18 protein-coding genes are annotated in these 25,651 nt (G+C 67.3%); 6 read left to right on the top strand and 12 right to left on the bottom strand.

What is annotated here, in order from left to right; all coding sequences use genetic code 11:
• Positions 1-208: 208 nt before the first annotated feature.
• The 4 genes from IM708_RS08260 to dnaG form a co-directional block, all read right to left on the bottom strand.
• Entirely contained in the window at positions 209-1,291 is a 1,083-nt protein-coding gene (locus tag IM708_RS08260) for a histidine kinase dimerization/phosphoacceptor domain -containing protein (RefSeq protein WP_209425916.1), read from the bottom strand.
• A gap of 360 nt (positions 1,292-1,651) precedes the next feature.
• Entirely contained in the window at positions 1,652-5,317 is a 3,666-nt protein-coding gene (locus IM708_RS08255) for a vitamin B12-dependent ribonucleotide reductase (RefSeq protein WP_209425914.1), read from the bottom strand.
• 350 nt (positions 5,318-5,667) lie between these two features.
• Positions 5,668-7,653: an RNA polymerase sigma factor RpoD gene (gene rpoD, locus IM708_RS08250; protein ID WP_209425913.1), complete on the bottom strand. Its 1,986-nt coding sequence runs from the start codon at positions 7,651-7,653 to the stop codon at positions 5,668-5,670.
• A 100-nt stretch (positions 7,654-7,753) separates the two neighbouring features.
• Positions 7,754-9,685 carry a DNA primase gene (gene dnaG, locus IM708_RS08245; protein ID WP_209425912.1) on the bottom strand — a complete coding sequence of 644 codons (1,932 nt, stop codon included), beginning with the start codon at positions 9,683-9,685 and terminating at the stop codon, positions 7,754-7,756.
• A gap of 94 nt (positions 9,686-9,779) precedes the next feature.
• Between dnaG and msrB the strand changes: the two genes are divergently transcribed.
• The gene (gene msrB, locus IM708_RS08240; protein WP_348524953.1) at positions 9,780-10,277 is read left to right on the top strand and encodes a peptide-methionine (R)-S-oxide reductase MsrB; all 498 of its coding nucleotides are present in this window, start codon (positions 9,780-9,782) and stop codon (positions 10,275-10,277) included.
• A 42-nt stretch (positions 10,278-10,319) separates the two neighbouring features.
• On the opposite strand, the gene IM708_RS08235 is transcribed toward msrB, so the two are convergent.
• From IM708_RS08235 to IM708_RS08200, 8 genes are all read right to left on the bottom strand, one after another.
• On the bottom strand, positions 10,320-11,138 hold the full coding sequence (locus IM708_RS08235; RefSeq protein ID WP_209425910.1) for a DUF4167 domain-containing protein: 819 nt from the start codon (positions 11,136-11,138) through the stop codon (positions 10,320-10,322).
• Between the two features lie 231 nt (positions 11,139-11,369).
• Positions 11,370-12,221, bottom strand: a complete 852-nt coding sequence (prmC, locus tag IM708_RS08230) for a peptide chain release factor N(5)-glutamine methyltransferase (protein WP_209425909.1) — start codon at positions 12,219-12,221, stop codon at positions 11,370-11,372.
• The gene (gene prfA, locus IM708_RS08225) at positions 12,218-13,273 is read right to left on the bottom strand and encodes a peptide chain release factor 1 (RefSeq protein WP_209425908.1); all 1,056 of its coding nucleotides are present in this window, start codon (positions 13,271-13,273) and stop codon (positions 12,218-12,220) included. The genes prmC and prfA overlap by 4 nt, the downstream gene beginning before the upstream one ends.
• Before the next feature lie 53 nt (positions 13,274-13,326).
• Positions 13,327-14,457 (bottom strand): LysM peptidoglycan-binding domain-containing protein, encoded by a 1,131-nt coding sequence (locus IM708_RS08220; RefSeq protein WP_245243069.1) that lies wholly within the window; start codon positions 14,455-14,457, stop codon positions 13,327-13,329.
• A 558-nt stretch (positions 14,458-15,015) separates the two neighbouring features.
• Positions 15,016-16,155: a metal ABC transporter permease gene (locus tag IM708_RS08215; RefSeq protein ID WP_209425907.1), complete on the bottom strand. Its 1,140-nt coding sequence runs from the start codon at positions 16,153-16,155 to the stop codon at positions 15,016-15,018.
• Complete coding sequence (locus IM708_RS08210) at positions 16,152-17,291, bottom strand: iron chelate uptake ABC transporter family permease subunit (RefSeq protein WP_209425905.1); 1,140 nt, start codon at positions 17,289-17,291, stop codon at positions 16,152-16,154. The genes IM708_RS08215 and IM708_RS08210 overlap by 4 nt, the downstream gene beginning before the upstream one ends.
• Positions 17,288-18,070 (bottom strand): metal ABC transporter ATP-binding protein, encoded by a 783-nt coding sequence (locus IM708_RS08205; RefSeq protein WP_209425903.1) that lies wholly within the window; start codon positions 18,068-18,070, stop codon positions 17,288-17,290. The genes IM708_RS08210 and IM708_RS08205 overlap by 4 nt, the downstream gene beginning before the upstream one ends.
• A gap of 15 nt (positions 18,071-18,085) precedes the next feature.
• A complete protein-coding gene (locus tag IM708_RS08200) occupies positions 18,086-19,066 on the bottom strand; it encodes a zinc ABC transporter substrate-binding protein (RefSeq protein WP_209425901.1) in 981 nt (326 codons plus the stop codon).
• 127 nt (positions 19,067-19,193) lie between these two features.
• Here IM708_RS08200 and IM708_RS08195 point away from each other — a divergent pair, with 127 nt between their 5' ends.
• The 5 genes from IM708_RS08195 to IM708_RS08175 all read left to right on the top strand — a co-directional run bounded on the left by IM708_RS08195 (position 19,194) and on the right by IM708_RS08175 (position 25,371).
• Positions 19,194-21,101 carry a CoA-transferase gene (locus IM708_RS08195; RefSeq protein ID WP_209425899.1) on the top strand — a complete coding sequence of 636 codons (1,908 nt, stop codon included), beginning with the start codon at positions 19,194-19,196 and terminating at the stop codon, positions 21,099-21,101.
• A 157-nt stretch (positions 21,102-21,258) separates the two neighbouring features.
• A complete protein-coding gene (locus IM708_RS08190) occupies positions 21,259-22,671 on the top strand; it encodes a circularly permuted type 2 ATP-grasp protein (protein ID WP_209425897.1) in 1,413 nt (470 codons plus the stop codon).
• 178 nt (positions 22,672-22,849) lie between these two features.
• Positions 22,850-23,803 carry an alpha-E domain-containing protein gene (locus IM708_RS08185; protein ID WP_209425895.1) on the top strand — a complete coding sequence of 318 codons (954 nt, stop codon included), beginning with the start codon at positions 22,850-22,852 and terminating at the stop codon, positions 23,801-23,803.
• Complete coding sequence (locus IM708_RS08180; RefSeq protein WP_209425893.1) at positions 23,800-24,603, top strand: transglutaminase family protein; 804 nt, start codon at positions 23,800-23,802, stop codon at positions 24,601-24,603. Before IM708_RS08185 ends, IM708_RS08180 begins: the two co-directional genes overlap by 4 nt.
• Positions 24,604-24,639: 36 nt before the next feature.
• Entirely contained in the window at positions 24,640-25,371 is a 732-nt protein-coding gene (locus IM708_RS08175; protein WP_209425891.1) for a proteasome-type protease, read from the top strand.
• The last annotated feature ends 280 nt before the right edge of the window (positions 25,372-25,651 follow it).

Below are 25,651 nucleotides of genomic sequence, written 5' to 3'. Positions count from 1 at the left end.
TGCTGGAATCCGGCTGGCAGGCGTATGGCAAGCGTATGGCAAGCGTATGGCAAGCGTATGGCAGTAACGAACGCTGGAAGCCCTGGTCGCGCAACGGGGTGCCGGGCGGTGGGTCCCCCGGCGGGCAGGTCGTTTGGTGGCGCGGTTGTCGCCGGCCGGCGGATCGGCAGGGCGGCGGGTTGCCGGGTCCTGCGGCGGAGCGGTCGGGTCAGGCGGACTTCGCGCAGGGTTCGGGTGCGGGGGTGTCGGCGTCATCGAGGAACCGGACGCTGTCGGCGGGCGCGACGGCAAAGCGCAGGCGCGCCACGACGCCCCCGTTCGGGCCGTTGCTGAGGTCCAGATCGCCGTTGAGGACCATCGCGAACTGGCGCGAGATCGTCAGGCCGAGGCTGTCGGCGCTGTCGAGTTCGAAATCCGGCGGCAGGCCGGGGCCGGAATCGCGCAGTTCCAGCACGGCGGGTGTCATGCCGGCCTCATCTGTGGCGCCGACCTGAAGCGAGACGTCGACCCGTGCGGAATCGGCGTTTGCCAGCCCGTGTTCGATCGCGTTCATCATCAGTTCGCCGGCGATGAGGCCGAGGGGAATGGCCGCCTCGTTCGGCAGTTCCAGATGGTCGGCGGTGAAGTTCATCGCCACCTTGCCCTCGCTGGCGACTTCCAGCGTGTCCTGAAGCACCTCGCGCAGGTAGTCGGCGGCATCGAGGGTCTGCAGGTCCGGCGAATGCAGGCGTCGCTGCAGGCGCGAGATCGACCGGATGCGCGACTGCGAGGCGTTCATGGCGCGCCGCGCCTCCTCATCCTTGGTCTGCGCGCTTTGCAGGCGCAGAAGCGCCGCGACGGTCTGCAGGTTGTTGGAAATCCGGTGCTGCAGTTCGGAGAACATCAGCGCACGGGCATGGGCCAGGTTCGACGCCCGTTCGCGCGACTTGGTCAATTCCTCCAGCGCCCAGACCGCGGCGGTGATGAACAGGATATCCGTCGTGGTGATCAGGACGTAGAAGCCGATCGCCAGCAGCGCGCCGCCGGACAGGCTGAACTGCCCGGAAGGTGCGATGAACCAGAACCACGAGATGAAGCCGCACACCACCGCCACCACGATCCCCGACCGGATGGAGGAAAAGACGAGGGTCAGCATGACCGCCGGAAAGAAGGTCAGGAAGGGAAAGCCGGGTGGCAATACCCCGTCCAGAGCCTGCCGCAGAAGCGTCGCCACGACGATGGCGCCGAGGGAGAAGAAGATCTCATGGCGCAGGCTGCGGCGGGTCAGCAGCGCGGCGCTGAGCGCGTTCATCAATCGGCTGAAATGCCTTGCGTTGTCAAAAACGGTTTGATTGGGAAACTGGGTCACGCGCTCCTCGTCCTTGATGGGGAACCGAATGCGCGGCTTGGGCAAAGCACCGTTTTCCCAGACTTGAGCAGTTTACTTACGGGAATTCCGAAGCAGCGCAATATCGGATCATCGCGCGATAACGCGACGGAAACAAGAAACCGACGACCGCGATTGCCCGGTTTGCCGGTCGGCGATCAGGGGCTTCATGCGACGTCGCGTTTGCTTGAACCGCGCCGCGGGGGCGGCCCCCGACCGGACCTGCGGGCAGAATGGCACGCGGCGGCAGGGTGCCCCTGCCGCCGCGAATGGTCCCGCGTCGCTTCAGCTACACCCACTCGTCCCGCCGCAGGTGTTGCACTTCATGCAGGTGCCGTTGCGCACCAGCGTGTAGTTGCCGCATTCGCCGCAGGGGTCGCCCTCGTAGCCCTGCATCCGGGCCTTGGCGCGGGGATCGAGCGTGGCGACGGACAGCGCCTCGGTCGAGGTCTCGGTGTGGAGCGCGACGGCGACGTTGCCGTCGGTCGACAGGGCCGAGACATCGAGCGCGCGGGTCGTGTTGCCGCCCTGGAGCACGACGAGTTCCTGCGGCAGGCGCTTGCGCAGATAGCCGGTGGAGCTGATCTGGCGCAGAACCTCGAGCCCGCGGCTGGTGGCATCCTCGCTCAGTTCGTTCAGGTTCCGCACGCCCTCGGATTCGCCGCCGCCGAGGTCGTCGAAAGCCGCGCCCTGCGGCTTCACATGCGCGAGATCCGTTCGGTCGAGGTAGCTGACCGCCAGTTCGCGGAAGATGTAGTCGAGGATCGAGGTCGCGTTCTTGATCGCCTCGTTGCCCTGGACCATGCCCGCCGGCTCGAACTTGGTGAAGGTGAAGGCATCGACGAATTCTTCAAGCGGAACACCGTATTGCAGGCCGACGCTGACAGCGATTGCGAAGTTGTTCATCATCGCCCGGAAGCCCGCGCCTTCCTTGTGCATGTCGATGAAGATCTCGCCCAGCTTGCCGTCGTGGTATTCGCCGGTGCGCAGGTAGACCTTGTGCCCGCCGACGATGGCCTTCTGGGTGTAGCCCTTGCGCCGTTCGGGAAGTTTCTCGCGGTGGCGGCGGACGACCTCCTTGACGATGATCTTCTCGACGATCTTCTCGGCCAGCACTTGCGCCTTTTCCTGGGCGCTGCCGGTGGCGAGGATCTCCTCGGCCTCGTCGTCATCCTCGACCAGCGCGGCGGCCAGCGGTTGCGACAGCTTGGAGCCGTCGCGGTAGAGGGCGTTGGCCTTGATGCCCAGCGACCAGCTGAGTTCGTAGGCGGCGAGCGTCTCCTCGATCGTGGCCGAGTTCGGCATGTTGATCGTCTTGGAGATGGCGCCCGAGATGAAGCTTTGCGCCGCGGCCATCATGCGGATGTGGCTTTCGACCGAGAGGTAGCGCTTGCCGGTCTTGCCGCAGGGATTGGCGCAGTCGAAGACCGAATAATGCTCGGGCTTCAGGTGGGGGGCGCCCTCCAGCGTCATGGTGCCGCAGACATGGTCGTTCGCCGCCTCGATCTGCGCCTTCGTGAAGCCCAGGTGACGCAGCAGGTCGAAGGTCGGATCGTTGAGTTTTTCGGCCGGTATGCCGAGGGCTTCACGGCAGAACTTCTCGCCCAGTGTCCACTGGTTGAAGACGAAGCGGATGTCGAAGGCCGAGGGCAGGGCGGCCTCGATCTTCCGGATCTCGGACTCGCCAAAGCCATGGCCGATCAGCGCGGTGTGGTTGATCCCCGGGGCCTGGCCGATGCTGCCGTGGCCGACGGCATGGGCGACGATCTCGGCGATCTGTACCTCGGTGTAGCCGAGCTTGCGCAGGGCGGCGGGGACCGACTGGTTGATGATCTTGAAATAGCCGCCGCCGGCGAGTTTCTTGAACTTGACCAGTGCGAAGTCGGGCTCGATGCCGGTCGTGTCGCAGTCCATGACCAGACCGATCGTGCCGGTGGGCGCGATGACGGTGGCTTGCGCGTTGCGGTAGCCGTGCGCCTCGCCCAGCGCCACCGCCTCGTCCCAGGCGGCGCGGGCCAGGTCGACCAGCCGGGCATCGGGGCAGTTGGCGGCATCGAGGGCGACCGGGTTGACGTTGATCGCCTCATACTCGCCCAGCCCATGCGCCGCGCGGCGATGGTTGCGCATCACCCGCAGCATGTGGTCGCGGTTCTTGTCGAAGCCCGGGAAGGCGCCGAGTTCGCGCGCCATCTCGGCCGAGGTGGCGTAGGAGATGCCGGTCATCATCGCCGTCAGCGCGCCGCAAAGGGCACGGCCTTCGTCGCTGTCGTAGCCCAGGCCCATGTTCATCAGGAGCCCGCCGATGTTGGCATAGCCAAGGCCCAGAGTGCGGAATTCATAGGACCGCTGCGCGATCTCCTTCGACGGGAACTGCGCCATCATCACGCTGATCTCCAGCGTAACGGTCCAGAGGCGCGTGGCGTGGATGTAGGCGTCGGCGTCGAACCGGCCGTTCTTGAAGAAGGTCAGCAGGTTCATCGACGCGAGGTTGCAGGCGGTATCGTCGAGGAACATGTATTCCGAGCAGGGGTTGGAGCCGCGGATCGCCCCATCTGCCGGGCAGGTATGCCAGGCGTTGACGGTGTCGTGGAACTGGATGCCGGGGTCGGCGCAGGCCCAGGCGGCGTGGCCCACCTGCTCCCAGAGGTCGCGGGCCTTGATGGTCTTGGCGACCTTGCCGTCGGTGCGGCGCAGAAGTTCCCAGTCGCTGTCGTCGCGCACGGCCTTAAGGAAGGCGTCGGTGACGCGGACGGAGTTGTTGGAGTTCTGGCCCGAGACGGTGACATAGGCCTCCGAATCCCAGTCGGTGTCGTAAGTGGGAAACTCGATGGAGGTATAGCCCTGCCGCGCATACTGCAGGATGCGGTTGGTGTAGGTGTCGGGGATCATCGCCTTCTTGGCCGACTTGATTGCGGCCTTCAGTGCGGGGTTCTTGCCCGGGTCCACGGCATCCTCGCTGGAGCCGTCCCACTGCCGGATGGCGGCGAAGATCTCGTTCAGTTTCAGCTCATGCGCTTTCGAGCCCGCCACCAGCGACGCGACCTTCTGCTCCTCGATCACCTTCCAGTTGATGAACTGCTCGATATCCGGGTGATCCATGTCGCAGATCACCATCTTGGCCGCGCGCCGGGTGGTGCCGCCCGACTTGATCGCGCCGGCGGCCCGGTCGCCGATCTTCAGAAACCCCATCAGGCCCGAGGACTTGCCGCCGCCCGAAAGCCGCTCGCCCTCGCCGCGCAGGCTGGAGAAGTTGGTGCCGGTGCCGGAACCGTACTTGAAAAGCCGCGCCTCGCGCACCCAGAGGTCCATGATGCCGCCGTCGTTGACCAGATCGTCGCTGACCGACTGGATGAAGCAGGCATGCGGCTGCGGATGCTCGTAGGCGGATTTCGACTTCACCAGCTTGTAGGTGAAGGGGTCGACGTAGAAATGCCCCTGGCTGGGACCGTCGATGCCGTAGGCCCAATGCAGGCCGGTGTTGAACCATTGCGGGCTGTTGGGGGCGCCCATCTGCGCGGCCAGCATGAAGCGCATTTCGTCGAAATAGGCGCGGGCGTCGGATTCGCTGCTGAAGTAGCCGCCCTTCCAGCCCCAATAGGCCCAGGCACCAGCCAGCCGGTCAAAGACCTGCCGCGCCGAGGTCTCGCCGACGTTGCGGTCTTCCTTGCGCAGTTCGGCCAGCGCCGGCTCATCGGGAACCGAGCGCCACAGGAACTCCGGCACGTCCTTCTCGGCCACGCGCTTCAGGCGGGCGGGAACCCCGGCCTTGCGAAAATACTTCTGCGCGATCACGTCCGAGGCGACCTGGCTCCAACCCTCGGGCACTTCGACCTGGTCGTTGCGGAACACGACCGTCCCGTCCGGGTTTCGGATCTCGGACACCGTGGTGGTGAAGTTCAGCGCCGCATAGGCATCCTGGCCTTCCGTCGTGAACTTGCGCTCGATCTTCATTGCCTGTCCCTTTCTTCTTCCACTCGATCTGCGTTCCGCCGGCCAGAGACAGGAACACCCAGGACGCTCGCGCCCTGACAGCCGCCGCCACCTGCGTGACGCCAGTGCTTCAATGATGCTTTGTTCTGCTCTGGAGAGCCTTACTATATCTAGTGGCCCTTTTGCCAGCCAACACAATCTGACGTAGGTGGAGGGGTGGGGTCAACGAAAATTTTGCGTCAGGCGGCGAATTTTTTTTCTTGACCGTTACACACGCATAGCGTGTGTCAGGCGACTCACCCGCCGTGCACGAGAACGCCGCGCGGGAGTCCCGCACGGCGTCACTAAACAGGCTGTTGGAGGTCCGGCTTCTACTGGTCGAGAAAGCTGCGGAGTTTCCGGGACCGACTGGGATGCTTCAGTTTCCGGAGCGCCTTGGCCTCGATCTGGCGGATGCGTTCGCGGGTGACGCTGAACTGCTGGCCCACTTCCTCGAGCGTGTGGTCGGTGTTCATGCCGATACCGAAGCGCATGCGCAACACCCGCTCTTCGCGCGGGGTGAGCGAGGCCAGCACGCGCGTCGTCGTTTCGCGCAGGTTTTCCTGAATCGCCGAATCGAGGGGCAGGATCGCGTTCTTGTCTTCGATGAAGTCGCCGAGTTGGCTGTCCTCCTCGTCCCCGATGGGGGTTTCGAGGCTGATCGGCTCCTTGGCGATCTTGAGGACCTTGCGCACCTTGTCGAGCGGCATCTGCAGCTTCTCGGCCAGTTCCTCGGGCGAGGGTTCGCGGCCGATCTCGTGGAGGATCTGGCGCGAGGTGCGCACCAGCTTGTTCATCGTCTCGATCATGTGCACCGGAATGCGGATGGTGCGCGCCTGATCGGCGATCGAGCGGGTGATCGCCTGCCGAATCCACCAGGTGGCATAGGTCGAGAACTTGTAGCCGCGGCGGTATTCGAACTTGTCCACCGCCTTCATCAGGCCGATGTTGCCTTCCTGGATCAGGTCCAGGAACTGCAGGCCGCGGTTGGTGTATTTCTTGGCGATCGAGATCACGAGCCGAAGGTTGGCCTCGACCATTTCCTTCTTCGCCTGCCGGGCTTCCTTCTCGCCCTTCTGCACCTGATTCACGATGCGGCGGAATTCGGAGATGTCGACGCCGACATACTGGCCGACCTGCGCCATGTCGTTGCGCAGCGTGTCGATCTGGTCCCGGTAGCGGGTCATCAGCACGTCCCAGCCACGACCCGAGGCCTGCGCCATGCGCTCGCACCAGGTCGGGTCCAGCTCGTAGCCGCGATACTCGTCGATGAACTCCCGCCGGTTGATGCGGGCCTGGTCGGCCAGCTTCACCGTCGCGCTGTCGACGGCCATGATCCGCTTGTTGATCCCGTAAAGCTGGTCGATCAGTGCTTCGATCCGGTTGTTGTGCAGGTGCAACGAATTGACCAACTCAACGATCTCGGCGCGCAGCTTCTGATAGGCGGACTCGTCCGAGGCGGAAAATCGCGCCTCCTCCTGCAGGGTGGCGTGCATACGCTTGGACTGCATATGCGCCAGTTGCTCGTAGTCCGAGGCGATCTGGTCGAGCGTTTCGAGCACGCGTGGCTTGAGCGACGCCTCCATCGCGGCGAGCGACATGCTCGACTGGTCGAACTCGTCATCGTCGTCATCGGCCGAGGCGATCGGGTTTCCGTCGGCGTCGAGTTCGGGTTCGGACTTGCGCGGCTTGTCCTCGCCCTCGCCCCCGGTATGGCCAATCTCGTCGACGATCGAGCCGCCCTCATCATCGTCGAGCGATGTTCCGAAGGTGGCGTCGAGGTCGATGACCTCGCGCAGGAGCACGTCTTCGGACAGCAGTTCGTCGCGCCAGACGATGATCGCCTTGAAGGTCAGCGGGCTTTCGCAAAGCCCGGCGATCATCGTGTTGCGCCCGGCCTCGATCCGCTTGGCGATGGCGATCTCGCCCTCGCGGCTCAGCAGTTCGACCGAGCCCATCTCGCGCAGGTACATGCGCACCGGATCGTCGGTGCGGTCCAGCGTTTCGCTTTGCGTGGTGGCGACGACCAGTTCGGTCGCACCGGTCGTCGCGGGTTGGCTGGTCGTGCCGTCGCCTTCCTCGGCTTCCTCTTCCTCGATCACGTTGATGCCCATCTCGGAGAGCATCGACATTACATCCTCGATCTGCTCGGACGAGACCTGGTCGGCGGGCATGACCTGGTTGAGCTGATCGTAGGTGATGAAGCCGCGTTCGCGGGCCTGCGAAATCATGCGCCGGACCGAAGCCTGGCTCATGTCGAGCGTGAATTCGGAATCGGGTTCGCTGGGTTTGGCGTCGTCGGTTTCTCGTGCGGCCATGTGGGCTCCGGCGGCGAAGTGATTCGACTGGGGTTATGATGTAGCGACTCGGAACCCCGAATCACAGGGGTCGGGAAGAAAAAACGGCGCTGTGCGGCGTTCAGGACGGCCCGGATCTTCGTTTCCGTACCCAGATTTGCGCGTCGATCAGGCTTTGGAGGTGATTCGACAACCCCTCGCGGTCTTCGCTCATTTCAGTCGGGGTGCTGGCACCGCGCCCGGCCTTTTCAACCGCGGCGGCAGCTTGCGACAGGCGCCAGGTCAGCCCTTCGTCGGGCAACGCATCGAGGTCGCGCATCGCCTCGACGATCTCCTGACGGGCGGCGCGGCGGGCGGCGAGCACCGCGAAATCTTCGGCCAGGCAAAGCGCGACACGGTCCGGGTCGGTATCGGAGGTCAGTTGCGGGGCGTGTGACAGATGCGGGCGCGCCAGCAATTCCTCCAGCGTCGCGCCGGCCTGCGCCTGCAACGTTTCGCGTGAAGGCGGTGATGCGTGGCGCGCGGCGTCCAGCAGGACACTGGCCAGCGACCGATGCGCCTGAGACTGCGGGTCAAGTCGCCAGAGATCGTTTTCGAAGCGCGCCAGAAGCTCGGGATGGGCGAAGAGAAGCGCGAGGATCATCGCTTCGCGAAGTTCCTCTTCGACGCTGTCGGGGCCGGCCGCCAGCAGCGATCCGCGGGTCGCGGGAAGCGCGGCGGTTCGTGGGCGCGCTTTGTTCCGCGGCCCGCCCCGAAACGGGCCGGCTTCGGACGCGAACAGGGAACGGCGCAGCTGGCGGAACTCTTCGGCGTAGTGATCGCGCAGGTTGCGGTCCTGGATGCGCCCAAGGATCGCGCGCAGGCGTTGATCCAGCGCGGAGCGACGTTCGGGACTGTCGAACACCTGGCCTGAGACCTCACGCTCCCAAAGCAGGCGCGCCATCGGCAGCGCGTTGTCGATCAGCTTCTGCATGGCCTGTGCGCCGCCGCGCTGCAGCACGTCGTCCGGGTCCTCGCCGGCCGGAAGCAGTGCAAAGCGCAGCCCCTTGCCGGCGGTCAGCGCCGGAAGTGCCAGTTCTGCCAGGCGCTGACCGGCGCGCAGCCCCGCCGTATCGCCGTCGAGCGCCACGACAGGCTCGTCCGAAAGGCGCCAGATCATCGCAAGCTGCTCTTCGGTGATGGCGGTGCCGAGGGGGGCGACCGCCCCTTCGAACCCGGCGGCGACCAGCGCGATCACGTCCATGTAGCCTTCAGCGACGATCAGCGGGGTGCCCTTGCCCATCGCAGCGCGCGCGGGCCCGAGGTTGTAGAGGGTCCGGCTCTTGTCGAAGAGATCCGTCTGCGGCGAATTGAGGTATTTCGGCTGTACGCCCTCGGCCACCGCGCGCGCACCGAAGGCGATGCACCGCCCGCGCGCGTCGCGGATCGGAAACATGATCCGGCCGCGAAAGCGGTCATAGGGCGCGCCGCCACCGTCGGGGGCCAGGCAAAGCCCGGCGGCCTCGATTGCCGCCGGAGCAATCCCGGCGTCGGTCAGATGCGTGAACAGCGCCTGCCGCGCGTCCGGGGCAAAACCGATGGAAAAACGTTCGCGGGTGGCGTCGGACATCCGGCGACGATCCAGATAGTCACGCGCGGCTGCGGCACCGGCGCCGTTCAACTGCCGACTGAAGAATCGCGCAGCGGCTTCGCAGACATCGGAGAGGTCGGACCGTCGCTCCGCGCGCGCCTTCGCCTCGGGATCGCGCGCCGGCATGGTCATGCCGGCTTCGCGTGCCAGCAGTTCAACCGCTTCCATGAATGACAGGTTTTCCGAATCGCGCAGAAAGGTCAGCGCATCGCCCTTCGCATGGCACCCGAAGCAGTAATAGAAGCCCTTGCGATCATCGACATGGAACGACGCGGTCTTTTCCTGATGAAACGGGCAGGGTGCCCAGAAATCACCCTTGCCCTGGTTCGACTTGCGCTGGTCCCACATGACCTTGCGCCCGATCACCTGCGCGATCGAGACACGGTTGCGCAAGTCGTCGAGGAAGCCGGCGGGCAGGCTCATGCGGGTGACGGAGTTGTGACGCGGCGGAAGGTTGCGGAGGTCATACCCTGATATAGGTCAACGCTGCGGGTATCGCAAAGAGGATCATCAGATGATTTCACGTCGATCTGCCATCGCCGGTCTGGGCGCACTGGGGCTGAGTCAACTGCCCGTTTCCGCCTTCGCCGTGGCCCCTGGCCCTTTCGAGGTCGCGCTGTCCGAGGCGGAATGGCGTGCGCGGCTTTCCCCGGCCCGCTTTGACATCCTGCGCGAACACGCAACAGAACGTGCCTACACCAACGAACATATGGGCGAACGCTCGCCCCTGCTGAACGAAAGCCGCGACGGGACCTACACCTGCGCGGGATGTGGCAACGCGCTTTACCGGTCCGAGACGAAATACGACAGCCGCACCGGCTGGCCCAGTTTCTGGGAGGCGATCGACGGCGCGGTCGGCACGCAGGACGATACCCGGCTGTTCTTCATACGCCGGACAGAAGTCCACTGCGCGCGCTGCGGGGGGCATCTGGGGCATATCTTTGACGACGGGCCACCGCCCACGGGCAAGCGGCACTGCATCAACGGCTTGGCGATGGAATTCGAACCGGACTGAGCGGACGCAGCCGGCGGCACCGCTGCCGGCTTCGGTCACCGATCATTCGGCCGCGGCAGCGCTTTCGCCATCCGAACCGGGCCCTGGATCGTCGGACTTCGGTTTGCGCGATGTGCGGCGCGCCCGCGGCTGTCGAGTGGGTTTTGCCGCGTCGCTTCCGTCTGACTGCACGCCCTGGGCGTCGCCGGCCTGCCCCGCGGTATCCGCGCCATGCGCCGCTTGACGCGAGCCGCGCGACCTCGATCTGGGCTGATCCGGCTGATCCTTGGGCTCGGTCGCGTTGCCGGGTTCATGCCCCGCGCGGGACTCAGGCGTTTCCACCAGCATCGAGTCGGTTTCATCACCCTCATCGACAGACGAGAGGGGGGCGTGTTCCCGGCCGCCGCGTCCCCGGCCATGGTCGCCGCGGTCCTCGGCACGTTGATCACCGCGAGGATGGTTTTGTCCATGCCTGTCGTCGCCGGTGCCTTCGCGGGAATCCTGGCCGGAGTCCTGATCATCGCGCCCCTGGCGATCCGCCGAGTCGCGGTTGTCGGTCCGGCGATTCTGCCCGTGCTGCGGCTGGTTCTGCTGGCTCTGGCCCTGCTCGCGACGGGCTTCCTGATCGCGCGCCATCTCACGCTGCGCTTCGCTGAGCATGCGCGTGTAGTGTTCGGCGTGTTGCAGAAAATTCTCGGCCGCGACACGATCGTTCGAGAGTTGCGCATCGCGCGCAAGCACCAGATATTTATCGATTATCTGTTGCGGTGTGCCGCGCACCTTGCCCTCGGGCCCGGAGCTGTCGAAGACGCGATTGACAATATTGCCCAGCGACTTGGGCCGGTTCGATTTCGAACGCGAGCGTTGCTTGGATGGTCTCATACGGTTTTGTTCCGGCCTTGCTGAGCCTTGCGACCCGCAGGGCACCGTTGGGTGCGCCAGCATCGGGTCTTTCTCGGGTAGTGGTGCGTCACAGGGGAGTCGGGCAGTACATCGATCGCCCCAGGCACATGTCAGGAGTAAACACGCCGCGGCCCGCGGTACAACCCCGAAACCGCAAAAAACCTTCGTGATCGGCAAAATTGGAACGATTTTGATGCCCGCTGCCGGGCGTTAGCGGTCACGATTCGCGGCAGACGGGGCCAACGCGCCAACGACGCGGTCGCGGCCGTCGAAATCGGGAAGGCAGATGAGCCCGGCAAAGCCGGCGGTCTCCAGCAGCGCCATCACCGGCGCGCCTTGGGTCGGTCCGATTTCCATGATTAACCGGCCACCCGGCGCCAGGTGCGTGGCAGCGCCCTCGACGATACGACGATAGGCATCGAGGCCGTCAGCGCCACCGAGCAGCGCCAGTTCGGGCTCCCACGTGCGGGTTTCGGGGGCCAGAGTCTCCAACTCCTCCGTCGACAGATAGGGTGGGTTGGCAACGATCAGATCGAATTCGCCCTCGACGGAGGCAAACCAGTCGGAGGGGACCAGTTCACAGCGATCCGCGACGCCCAGCGCCCTCGCATTCTCCGACGCAATCTTCAGCGCAGCATCCGAGATGTCGACGCCCATGCCGACGGCTTGCGGCCGCTCCGCCAGCAGGGTCAGCAGGATCGCCCCCGTGCCGGTTCCCAGGTCGAGAACGCGCGAGAAGGGGGACGCCAGCGCCGAGGCGATCAGGACCTCCGTCTCGGGCCGCGGGTCGAGTACATCCGGCGTGACAGCAAACGCGCGCCCCCAGAAAAGGCGCTGCCCAATGATCTGGCTGACCGGTTGGCGTGCGGCACGCGCCGCCAGCGCGGCGTCGAAACGGGCCTGCGCGGGCGCTGAAAGGGCATCGTCCAGATGCAGGGTCAGTCGGTCGGCGGGCAGACCCAGCGCATGCGCCAAGAGCCGCCGCGCGTCGCGTGCAGGATCGTCCACGCCGGCCGACCGCAATAGGGCGATCGCCGACGGCAGAAACGCGCGCGGTGTCATGTCTCCATCTCGGCCAGTTTCGCGGCCTCGTGATGCGCGCTCAGGGCGGCGATCACCGGTTCCAGATCGCCGGCCATGACCTGCGGCAGCGCATAGAGAGTCAGGTTGATGCGGTGGTCGGTCAGCCGCCCTTGCGGGAAGTTGTATGTCCGGATGCGCTCGGACCGGTCGCCGCTGCCGACCTGTGCGCGGCGGTCGGCGGCGCGGGCATCGGCCTGGCGCCGGCGTTCGGCATCGAAAAGCTTGGCGCGCAGCACCTGCATCGCCAGCCGCCGGTTCTGATGCTGCGATTTTTCCGAACTCGTCACCACGATGCCGGTTGGCAGATGGGTTATGCGCACCGCGGAATCCGTGGTGTTCACATGCTGCCCGCCGGCGCCCGAGGCGCGCATCGTGTCGATCCGCAACTCGCTGTCGGGGATCTGCACGTCGACCTCGCCCGCCTCGGGCAGGACGGCCACGGTCGCGGCCGATGTATGGATGCGACCGCCCGATTCGGTGACCGGCACCCGCTGCACGCGATGCACGCCGGATTCGAACTTGAGCCGTGCAAAGGCCCCGATGCCGTTCACGCGCACGACCGCCTCGCGCACGCCGCCCAGCTCCGTCTCGCTCAGGCTGATCACTTCGGTCCGCCAGCCCTGGGCCTCGGCGTAGCGTTGATACATGCGCATCAGGTCGCTTGCAAAAAGCGCGGCCTCTTCACCGCCGGTGCCCGGGCGGATCTCGATGATGGCGGGCCGGTCGTCCGCCGCGTCCCGCGGCACAAGCGACCGGCGGATCTGTGCCTCGAGTTCGGGGATCGAGGCCTCCAGCCGAGTGATCTCGTCCGCGGCGAGGGCGCGCATCTCGGGGTCGCCGAGCATCGCCTCGGCCTCGGCGCGCTGGACCTGCGCTTCGCGCCACGCACGGATGGCTTCTGCGACCGGCTTCAGTGCCTCGTATTCGCGCGCGATTTCAGCCAGTTCTTCCGGGGACGCGCCTTCCGCAAGGCGCGCCTCCAGGTAGCCGTGACGGCGCAGGATCTGATCCAGTTTCTCGGCGGGCAGCATGGCGCGGGTTTGGCGCCGCGCGGGCGCCCCGTCAAGGCCGGATCGCGGCGCGTCTACTGGAGGAAGGGCATCGGGTCGACGCTTTCGAAACCTTCGCGCACCTCGAAATGCAGGAAGGACGGATCGCCGGTCCTGACGGTGGCGATGGTCTGGCCGCGGCGAACGGTGGCGCCGCGCTCGACCCGGATGTCGTCGATATTGGCGTATACGGTCAGCAGGTTGCCGTCATGGCGGACAACCATGATCGGGACTTGGTCGGTGTCGCGGGTGATGGCGGCGACGGTCCCATTGGCCGCCGCGCGCACCGGCGTGCCGGCCGCAGCGCCGATGCCGATACCGTCATTCCGACCCCGGGCATAGGCGCGGATGATGCGTCCGTCCACCGGCATCGCCAGGCGGGCGCCTTCGGTGCGGTCGGCCTGCATGTCGGCCACTGGCGGTTGCGCCGGGGTCGCTGCGGTCTGGCCGGCCGGTGCCGGGTCGGAGGATGGCAGAGGCTGCGAAGCCGAGGGCGGCGGCGGTGTGGGCGAGCCGCGACCCGGGGCCGCCGCGGTCGGCTGCGCGTCGGTCTGCTGGGGCAGGGCGGCCATGCGATCGGAGGGTTCGTCGTTCGCGCCGGCGACCGGAATGACCAGTGTCTGGCCTTCCCGCACCTCCATATCGGCGCCAAGCCCGTTCCAGTCGGCCAGCGCGCGGCTGGAAACATTGTAGAGGCGGGCGATGGTGAAGGCGGTCTCGCCGCGCTGCACCTGGTGGCGGATGGGCGCGCCGCCGGTGGCGGGGGAATCGAGCGATGTCATCGCGATGCCCGTCTCGCCGGTACTGCCAGCGCCGGGCAACACGAGCGTTTCACCGCCGCGCAGCGCGGTTTCCAAATTCAGCGCGTTCTGTTGCGCAAGCGCCTGCGGATCGACCCCGACGCGCTGCGCGATGCCGCGGACCGTATCGCCGGGCCGCGCGACCGCGACCCGGTATCCCGGATAGGCAATCACGCCGCGGGCGTCGGGCTCGGGGCGGGTGACCGTGACGGTGCGCGCGGCATCGGCGGTGCTGAACGTGTCGGATCCGCGCAGATCCCAGTCGAGTTGCGAAGTGTCCTGGCAGGCCGAGAGGGTGAAACCGGTGGCGAGGAGGGCGCCGACGATGGGGCCGCGCCCGCACATCCGAAAACGCGTTCTGTTCATTTTGACCTGCTCCGTCTGTTCCGGCGAGCCCTTCGGGCCCCGTTCTGTCGCCTTATATCCCATGAATGCGCGGCTGACAGCCCTTCAACACAACGTGTAGACGCCAAATCCGGTTCCCTTGGGGCCGCGGGCCGGAATAGCGGGGAGGGGCGCGCCGTCATCGCAGGGGGCTATCCGAAGCGTCGGCAGGGTGCTGGAAAGTGTATGGCAAGCGGCTGGCAAGCGTATGGCAAACGTATGGCAGATCCGAACGGTGGGGCAGGGATTTGGCAAGGTCTGCGCCGGCTTGAGAGGCTTTGCGTGAGAAGCAAAAAGGGGGGCGCTGCCCCCCTCTTGGCTGCGCCAATTCACCCCCCGGGATATTTTCGGACAGATAATGCCGGAGGGGGTGGGGATTGCCCGCCCCTGGCGGCGGGGCCTCTTTTCGCCGCGCGCGAAGCGCGCGGCGCCCGGCCCAACGCGAGGAAGGTTCGTGCGCGGAGCGCACAGCCTGACGAGGGGCGGGAGCGCCTCCGGGGTCCGGTCCGCCGCGGACGGGGCGGGGAGAAGGGGGGCGGGTCAGCCGGTGCCGCGGCCGGCGGGGTCGAAGATGCCGCGTGCCATGGCCTGGCCTTTTTCGGTGAGCCACAAGAGAGGACCCTCGCGCCGCACCAGGTCGCGGTCGAGGCCGCTGAGGATCGCGGCGCGGGCGCGGGCTTCGGGCCAGCGCAGATGCTCGATCAGGGCGCGGGCGGTGTTCTCGGCGTCCATCGCCGCGGTGTGCTGGTGGGTGAAGAGATGCGCGACCAGCGTGCGGGCGTCGTTGGCGGCGCGTTCGGCGCGCAGGTGCAGGGCGCGGGCGATCAGGCCCTGATCGGGCGCCAGCAGCAGCGCCAGCGTGAAGAAGACGCCGGTCATCAGCGCCATCATCCCGGCGATCGACACGTCCCAGCGCACCGCCAGCGCGTAGCCCGCCCCGGCCGAGGCCGCGGCCAGCCCCACCGCCAGCCCCGCCATCCGCCCGACCCGGCGCGTCAGCAAAAAGCCCGTCGCCGGGGGCACGATCACGAAGGCGATGAAGAGGACCGCGCCCACCGCGTCGAAGGCCGCGACCGCAGTCACGCTGGTCAGCGCCAGAAGCGCGTGGAACATCAGCCCCGGCGCAAAACCGAGGGCTGCGGCCAGAACCGGGTCGAACGTGGCCAGCTTCAGTTCCTTCCAGAAGCCCAGCACGAAGGCGAGGTTCACCGCCAGCACCGCCGCCAGCGTCAGCACCGCCACCGGCACGCGCAGGCCCGCGACCGTCACGGTCTCCAGCCAGACGAAGCCGATCTCGCCCAAGAGCACGCTTTCGGTGTCGATATGGACGTTGCGGGCATTCAGCGCGATCAGGATCACCCCGGCCGAGAAGAGCGCCGGAAACACCAGCCCGATCGCCGCGTCGGTGCGCACCAGCCGCGTGCGCGCCAGCGCCTCGGACAGAAGCACGGTCAGCATGCCGGCGGCGGCCGCGCCGATCACCTGCACCGGCCCCGCCATCTGCCGGGTCAGCAGCCAGACCACGATGATGCCGAAGACGATGGCGTGGCTGATCGCGTCGGTCAGCATCGCCCGCCCGCCCAGCACCAGGAACGTGCCCAAGAGCGCGCCCGAGACTCCGACCAGCACCCCGGTCAGCACGATCATCGCCGCGGTGCTGTCGAGGAAGGCGGCGATCATGGCCGCCCCCCCTGGTCGCGCTTGGCGCGGTCGTGGCCGCGTTCGGTCAGTTCCCAGTGGCGGGTGGTTTCGGGCGGGTGGTCGACGCGGCGGATCATGCCGTCGCGTTCCAGCCGCTCCATCACGCCGGGGCCGGGCCGGCCGATGAGGGTGGTCAGCATCCCCTCCTCGGTCGGATAGGCGGGGTCGTCATGGGCCTCGGCCAGGCCGTGAAACGCCGCCAGCACGCGCCGTCCGGCGATGCCGCGCCGCGCCCGCGCCGCGCGGCCCCAGCGCCAGATCAGCCCGCGTTCTGGCGCGAGCAACATCGAGGCCAGCACCAGTGCGCTTGCCACCAGCACCACCACCGGCCCGGTCGACAGCCCGCGCCCGGTGGCCGAGATCAGCGCGCCGGTGATTCCCGCCGCGGCGCCCAGCCCGGCCGAGAGCCAGACCATCGCGCCCAGGCTGCGCACCCATTGCCGGGCGGCCGCGGCCGGCGCGATCAGCAGTGCGACCATCAGGATCACGCCGGCCAGTTGCAGCCCGACCACGATGGCGAGCGCGATGAGCAGCGTCACCACGCCCTCGATCAGCAAGACCGGCAGGCCCAGGGCGCGGGCATAGTCGGGGTCGAAGGTGACCAGCTTCACCTCTTTCCACAGCGCCGCCAGCGTGCCCGCGGCCAGCGCCGCCACGCCCGACATGATCCAGAGGTCGGTGCGCAGGATCGCCGCCGCCTGCCCGAAAAGGAAGGTCGAGAGCCCCGCCTGCGCCGCGCCCGGCTGCCCCTGCGCCACGGTCAGCAGCACCACCCCCGCCGCGAAGAAGACGCTGAGCACGATCCCCAGCGCCGCGTCGGTCTTCAGCCGCGTGGCCCGCGTGATCAGCATGATCGACAGCGCCGCCAGCCCGCCCGCCAGGAACGCGCCCAGCAGGATCGCGCCCAGATCGCGGCTGCCGGCGACCAGGAAGCCCAGGCAGACTCCGGGCAGGGTGGCGTGGCTCAGCGCGTCGCCCAGCAGGCTTTGCTGGCGCAGCACGGCAAACGCCCCCAGCGCGCCGGCCAGCCCGCCGAGGAGGGCGGCGCCAAGGACCACGGTCTGCACGATTCCGGGCTGGAACAGCAGACCCAGCGCCTCCAGCACAGCGGTCATGGGTGGGGATCGGCGGGGTCGACCGCGCCGCCCTCGATCAGCGCCAGTTGCCCGCCATAGGCGGCGCGCAGGTTCTCGGCGGTGAAGACCTGCGCCACCGGCCCTTGGCCGATGATACGGACGTTCAGCATCACCATCCAGTCGAAATAGCGCCGCACCGTGGTCAGGTCGTGGTGGACCACGACGATGGTGCGGCCCTGGTCGCGCAGCCGCTTGAGCAGGTCCATGATGATCCGCTCGGTCGTGGCGTCAACCGCGGCCAGCGGTTCGTCCAGCAGGTAGAGGTCGGCCTGCTGAACCAGCGCGCGGGCGATGAAGACGCGCTGCTGCTGGCCGCCCGAGAGCTGGCTGATCTGGCGGTCGGCGAAGTCCTGCATGCCCAGTTCCGCCAGCGCCGCCATCGCCTGATCGCGATGCGCGCGGCCCGGCCGGCGCAGCCAGCCGATCCGCGCGTAAAGGCCCATGGTGACGACATCCAGCACCGTCGTCGGAAAGTCCCAGTCGACGGCCGAGCGTTGCGGGACATAGCCCACCCGCCCGCGGCCCTGCGCGATGGGCCGGCCGAAGATCCGCACATGGCCGGCGACCGGCCGAATCAGCCCCAGCACCGATTTCAGCAGCGTCGACTTGCCCGACCCGTTCGGCCCCACCACCGCCGCCATGACCCCCGGCGGGATGTCGAGGTCGATGTCCCACAGCGCCGGCTGCGCGCCGTAGGTGACGGTCAGATCCTCGACATGGAGCGCGAATTGCGGCTCGTGCAGCGGCTGGTCCTGCATGGTCTCCCCGCGGGTTCAGTCCGACACTGACCACGCTTCGGCCCAGTCGACAAGGGCCTCGGGCCAGGACGGAAGCGTGCCGCCGAGCGCGTTGACGATGGTCACGGTATTGGCGCGGAGCATGCCGATATAGGTGCCCTCGGCCGTGCCCGCCGCGCCCATCCCGTCGGAATAGAGCGTGCCGCCGATGGCGACGTCGTGGCCGCGGGCGCGGACCTCCTGCACCATCGCCTCGATCGTGCGGGGATTGACGGTGGTTTCCACGAAGACCGCGGGCACCTGCCGCTCGGTCACGAAATCCGCGACGGCGCGGATATCGGCGATGCTGGCCTCGGTCGTGGTGCTGAGGCCCTCGATCGCCTCGCTGGCCTCGATCCCGTAGGCGGCCGAAAAATACTCGAAGGCGTCATGCGCGGTGACCAGCAGGCGCCGGCCCTCCGGGATCGTGGCGATGGCGTCCGCGACCCAGCCGTGCAGCGCGTCGAGTTGCGCAACGAAGGTGTCGGCATTGGCGCGGGCGTCGGCGGCGCAGGCGGGGCGCGCATCGGCCACCGCCTCGGCGATCACCGGGGCGAGGCGCGACCATTTGCGGGCGTCCATCCAGACATGCGGGTCGATGGCGTTGGGCGAGTCGGGGTCGGACAGAAGGTCCGCGCGATCGAAGGCGGCGGCAAGGACGCCGAGGGTCGGCACCCGTTCCGCGAAACGCTCGAGCGCGCTGGCCAGCTGCTCCTCCAGCGCGAAATCGACATAGAGGATCAGCTCGGCACTTTCGAGCCGCCCGATGTCCGAGGGGCGGGCGCTGTATTCGTGCGGGTCGACATCGGCGGCGATCAGCGACTCGACCTCGGTGCAGGGGCCGCCGACGGCGGCGGCGACATCGGCGAGCACGCCGACGGTCGCGAGCACGCGCAGCGGCGCGTCGGCGGATGCCGCGGCGGGGCTGGCGAGGCCGAGGGACAGGGCGATCAGCGGGGCGGCCAGGCGAGGGGACATCGGGAAACTCCGGTTGGGTCAATCCGCGCAAATGATAATCATTCGCAAAAACTGTCAACCCCCGTCATGGCGCGCTTGCCTTGCCGGAACTGCCCGCGGATACTCCACCCCAAGCACAGGGGGAGCCATGAAACGCAAGCTGGTCTCGGCCGAGGAGGCGGTGGCGCTGATCCGGCCCGGCGACACGATCACCACATCCGGCTTCGTCGGCAACGGCGTGCCCGAGCATCTGTTGGCGGCGCTGGAGGCGCGCTTCATCGAGACCGGCGCGCCGGGCGGGCTGAGCCTGATCTTCGCCGCCGGGCAGGGCGACGGGAAGGACCGCGGGCTCAACCGGCTGGGGCATGAAGGGCTGTTGAAGCGCGTCATCGGCGGGCATTGGGGGCTGATCCCGAAGGTGGCGAAACTGGCGCTGGAGGGGCGGATCGAGGGCTGGAACCTGCCGCAGGGCGTGATCAGCCACATGTTCCGCGACATCGCCGCCGGCCGCCCCGCGACGATCAGCCATGTCGGGCTGGAGACCTTCGTCGATCCGCGCCAGAGCGGCGGGCGCGTGCATCCCGACCCCGCCGAGGAGATGGTCGAGCTGCTGGAAATCGGCGGCTGGACCTGGCTGGCCTATCGCCTCTTTCCCATCGACGTGGCCCTGCTGCGGGGCACCACCGCCGATGAGGCCGGCAACATCACGATGGAGCACGAGGCGCTGGTCCTGGACAACCTGGCGCAGGCGATGGCGGCGCGCAATTCGGGCGGGATGGTGATCGTGCAGGTCGAACGAATCGCCGCGGCGCACAGCCTGAACCCGCGCGCCGTGGTGATCCCGGCGCCGCTGGTCGATGCCGTCGTGCTGGCCCCGCCCGGGCATCACATGCAGACCTACGCCACGCAGTATTCGCCGGCCTTCGCGCAGGTCATCCGCGCGCCGCAGGGGGCTTTACCGCCCATGGCCCTCGACGCGCGAAAGATCATCGCCCGGCGCGCCGCGTTCGAGTTGCCGGTCAACGGCATCGTCAACCTGGGCATCGGCATGCCCGAGGGCGTGGCGGCGGTGGCGGGCGAGGAGGGGTTGCTGGATCACCTGACCCTGACGACCGAGCCGGGCGTGGTCGGCGGCCAGCCGGCCAGCGGCCTCGATTTCGGCGCGGCGGTGAATGTCGAGGCGCTGATCCACCAGAACCAGCAGTTCGATTTCTACGATGGCGGCGGGCTGGACATGGCCTGCCTGGGCCTGGCCGAAGTCGATGCCGCGGGCAACGTCAACGTCTCGCGCTTCGGCCCGAAGCTGGCGGGGGCAGGGGGGTTCATCAACATCAGCCAGAACGCGCGCAGCCTGGTCTTTGCCGGCACCCTGACCGCCGGCGGGCTGGACGTGGAGGTCGCCGACGGCGTGCTGCGCATCCATGCCGAGGGGCGGTCGCGCAAGTTCATCCCGGCGGTCGAGCAGATCACCTTTTCCGGCGCGCGGGCCGGGCGGCAGGGGCGGCCGGTTCTCTATGTGACCGAACGCGCGGTCTTTGAGCTGACACCAGACGGCGTTGCTTTGCGCGAGGTGGCGCCAGGGCTGGAGGTCGAACGCGACGTGATCGCGCAAATGGATTTCCGCCCGATCGTCGAGGCCGTGACCGAGATGGATTTCCGCATCTTCCGGCCGGAGCCGATGGAGATCCGGCGCGACCTGCTGCATCTGGACCTGGACGACCGGATCACGCTGAACGCCGAGGAAAAGCGCCTCTACATCAATTTCGAGAAGATGCGAATTCGTAGCGCCGAGGATATCGCGCAGGTTCGCGCGCGGGTCGAGGCGCTGTGCGCGCCGCTGGGTGCGCCGGTCGACGTGATCGTCACCTATGACGGCTTCCGCGTCGAGGATGATCTGGCCGAGGCCTATGGCCGGATGGTCGCGGAACTGCAGGCGCGCTTCTACCGCAATGTCACGCGCTATTCCGGGTCGGCCTTCACGCGGATGAAGCTGGGGCGCATCCTGCCCGGGCCGCTGGAGCGCCCGCATCTTTTCCGCCAGGACGGCGCGGCATGAGGCGGATGAACCGACGACAACTCCGACATTGCCCGGATTATGGGCGAAACCGCCGCCACAGACGCCATTTTCACAGGCGCATGCCTGATCGCTGTGCAGTGCCCTTTCCGAAGGTGGCCGCTTGCACTACCCTTGGGCTCAGGATGACGGGGATGCCATGATCGATTTCTTCAACGAAATGTACGACGCCGGCGGCGTCCGGCCGCCCTATGCGAAGCTGCGCGACTGGATGGACACCATGCCGGCCGAACTGCGCAGCCTCAAGCAGGCCGAGGCCGAGGCGCTGTTCCGGCGTATCGGCATCACGTTCGCGGTCTATGGCGAAGGCGGCGACCCCGACCGCCTGATCCCCTTCGACATGTTCCCCCGCGTCTTCGCCCATGCCGAATGGCGCCGCCTGGAACGCGGCATCAAGCAGCGTGCCCGCGCGCTCAATGCCTTTCTCGCCGATGTCTACGACCGGGGCGAGATCGTGCGCGCCGGGCGCATTCCCAAGCGGCTGGTCTACCTGAACGAGGCCTACGAGAAGGCCGTCGCCGGCATCCGCCCGCCCAAGGGCGTCTACAGCCATATCGTCGGCATCGACCTGGTGCGCACCGGCCCGGATGAATTCTACGTGCTCGAGGACAACTGCCGAACGCCCTCGGGCGTCAGCTACATGCTGGAAAACCGCGAGATCATGATGCGGATGTTCCCGGATCTCTTCGGCGCCAACCGGATCGAGCCAGTGGACAGCTACCCCTCGCTGCTGCGCCGCACGCTGGCCTCGGTCGCGCCGGAAAAGTGCCCGGGCGACCCCACCGTGGTGATCCTGACGCCGGGGCATTTCAACTCGGCCTATTACGAGCATTCGTTCCTGGCCGACCTGATGGGCGTCGAACTGGTCGAGGGGCAGGATCTGTTCGTCGAGGGCGAGCATGTCTGGATGCGCACCACGCGGGGGCCCGAACGGGTCGACGTGATCTACCGCCGGATCGACGACCCGTTCCTCGACCCGCTGTGCTTTCGCCCGGATTCCATGCTGGGCGTTCCGGGGCTGATGGATGTCTACCGCGCCGGCGGCGTGGCGATCGCCTCGGCCCCCGGCGCGGGCGTGGCCGACGACAAGGCGATCTATTGCTACGTGCCCGAAATGGTGCGCTTCTACCTGGGCGAGGAGCCGATCCTGGAAAACGTGCCGACCTGGCAATGCGCGAAGCCCGACGAGTTGAAGCACGTTCTGGCAAACCTGCCGGAACTGGTGGTGAAGGAGGTACATGGCTCGGGCGGATACGGGATGCTGGTCGGTCCGAAGGCGTCGAAGGAACAGATCGAGGCATTTCGCGCCAAGCTGACCGAGCAGCCCCACAACTACATCGCCCAGCCGACGCTGGCGCTGTCGACGGTGCCGACCTTCGTCGAGGAAGGCGTGGCGCCCCGGCATGTCGACCTGCGCCCCTATTGCCTGGTCGGCGAACGGATCGAACTGGTGCCCGGCGGGCTGACCCGCGTGGCGTTGACCGAGGGGTCGCTGGTGGTGAACTCCAGCCAGGGCGGCGGCGTGAAGGATACATGGGTGATGGCGGAATGAGCGGGGCAGGCGGAGCATATGCCGGGGACCGGGCGGCGGCGCTTGCGTCGGCTCGGCAAAAGGTTTCGTTGTGGTTAACGGGGTCACTTTTTCCGTTCGGGTTCAGTGACTTGCGAAAGCGCACAAAATTGTGCAATTCCACGCCTGCCGGCCTGCCCCGGCTGCCCGAGGCCGCGCCATGCTGAGCCGCACCGCTTCGAACCTCTACTGGCTCGCGCGCTACATGGAGCGCGCCGAGACCGCCGCGCGCTTTCTGGAGGTCGGCGCGCGCATCGCGCTGGTGCCCAACGTCGGGCACGGCTACCGCAACGAATGGGACGCCCTGCTGCGCGCGGCCGGCACCTCGATCCAGTTCGCGCAGAAGTACGGCGAGCCGATCCAGCGCAACATCGAAAGCCACTTCTTCTTCGATCAGGAGAACGAGTCCTCGGTCGCGGCCTGCCTGACGCGGGCGCGCGAAAACGGCCGGATCGTGCGGACCGCGCTGACCGCGCAGGTCTGGGACGCGCTGAACACCGCCTACCAAGAGCTGCGCGAACTGGAACGCACGCCGCGCAGCGAGCTCTCGCTGAGCCAGCTCACCGACTGGACGATGCGCACCACGGCGCTGATCCGCGGGACGATCGACTCGACGCAGTTGCGCAACGACAACTACGACTTTCTTCATGTCGGCTACCATCTGGAACGCGCCGACAACACCGCCCGCCTGCTCGACGTGAAATACTACGTCCTGCTGCCGCAGGTGGAGTTCGTGGGTTCCGGGCTGGACAACTACCAGTGGATGACGCTCCTGCGCGCGATGTCGGCGCACCGCGCGTTTCACTGGGCTTACGGCGGCGAGGTGACGGCGGCGCGGATCGCGCATTTCCTGATCCTCAACCCGCAATGCCCGCGCGCGCTGATCACCTGCGTCGATGGCTTGAACACCCATCTGGAGCGGCTGGGCCGGGGATACGGCCGGCGCACGCCGGCGCAATCGGCGGCGCGGCAGATGCTGGCCCGGCTGGCCGAAACCGAAGTCGCCGAGATTTTCGACGTCGGGCTGCACGAGTTCCTGTCGCGCTTCATCGACGAGGTCGGCGCGGTCGGCCAGAAGGTCCATGACAGCTACCTCAGCGGGGATGTGCGATGAAGATCCAGGTCGACCACCTCACGCGCTATCATTACGACCAGCCGGTGCGCGGCGTCGTGCAAAGCCACCGGCTGACCCCGTCGCGCTGTACCGGGCAGCGCGTCGTGCGCTGGGATGTCAGCGTCTCCGGGGGCATCAAGGGCGGCGGCTTTCGCGATGGCGCGGGCGACTGGGTGCAGGCCTGGACGGTGACCGGCCCGGTCTCCGAGATCGCGGTGCAGGTGCGGGGCGAGGTGTCGACCACGGATCAGTCGGGCGTCCTGCGCGGCCATCGTGAGACGATCCCCTCGGTGGCCTGGCTGCGCGCCACCTCGCCGACCCGCGCCGATGCCGCGCTGACCGAACTGGCGCAGTCGGCGACAGGCGATGCGCTGACACTGGCGCATGCGCTGGCCGATGCGGTGGCCGATGCCATCGCCTACCGCCCCGGCGCGACCCATGCGCACACCACGGCCGCCGAGGCGCTGGCACTGGGCGAGGGCGTCTGCCAGGACCACGCGCATGCCCTGATCGCCTGCGCCCGCGTGCGCGACATGCCGGCCCGCTACGTTTCGGGCTATCTCTTTGCCGATGCGCAGGGCAACGATCACGAGGCCGCGCATGCCTGGGCCGAGGTCTGGGTCGACGGGCTGGGCTGGATCGGTTTTGACCCGGCCAACCGATGCTGCCCCGACGACCGCTACATTCGCCTGGGCGCCGGCTCCGATGCCCGCGCGGCCGCCCCGATCCGGGGTATCGCGCGCGGCTCGGGCGTGGAAAGCCTTGAAGTCACCGTTGCGGTCGAGGCGGTGCAGCAATAGACAGACAGCCGACTCGCGCGGGGACAGAGACCGGAAATGACGTATTGTGTGGGGCTTCGGCTGGATGCGGGCCTGGTGCTTTTGTCCGATACCCGAACCAATGCGGGCCTCGACAACATCGCCGTCTATCGAAAGATGTATCTGTTCGAGGAGCCGGGAGAGCGCGTGATCGCGATCCTGTCGGCCGGCAACCTGTCGGTCACGCAAACCACGATCGCCCGCCTGCAGGAGGCCATCGACGACCCGGACGCGTCCGAGCACACCTCGATCATGAAGGCGGAGACGATGCTCGACGTGGCCGAGATCGTCGGCTCCATGCTGGCCGAGGTCCGCCAAGGCATCGACGAGAAGTTCGCGGCAAGCGGCGACGATCAGGGCGCCTCCGCCAGCGTGCTGCTCGCCGGGCAGCGACGCGGCGGCGACATGCGCCTGTTCCTGATCTACCGCGAGGGCAACTTCATCGAGGCGACCGAGGACACGCCCTTCCTGCAGATCGGCGAGCACAAGTACGGAAAGCCGATTCTCGACCGGGTGGTGTACCGCGAAACCTCGCTCTTGGACGCGAAGAAGGCCGTGCTTCTGTCGATGGATTCGACCCTGCGCTCGAACCTCTCGGTCGGGATGCCGCTCGATCTGTGCGTCATCGAGCGCGACACCTGCCGGGTCAGCGAATACCGCCGGATCGAGGCGCGCGACGCCCAGTTCCGCGCGATGTCCGAGGCCTGGTCGAACGCGCTGCGAGAGGCGTTCCAGAAGATCGAACTGTGACCCGAGTCACTGCGATGCTGCGGTGACTCGGGCCGGCGCCGGAGGGGTGATCCGGCGGCGAAAACACTTCCGCGCGCATCTCAGGGTCCGTGTGTCGCCTTTTGCGTGCATCTACAGGCCAAACACAACACCTAGATGTGAAACCGCTTCAAGACGCGATTATCTGCGTGACAATCCCGATATGCTGCGCTAAGAGCCGCGCCAAGGGGGCCCGGATGACAGCTGAGAAGCAACCCGTTGATTCACATGCCGTCACCCGCCAGAGTAATGGGGATGTGCT

The sequence above is a fragment of the Pararhodobacter sp. SW119 genome (assembly GCF_017811755.1).
GTDB lineage: Bacteria > Pseudomonadota > Alphaproteobacteria > Rhodobacterales > Rhodobacteraceae > Pararhodobacter.
This window is presented reverse-complemented; position numbering and strand designations above follow the sequence as displayed.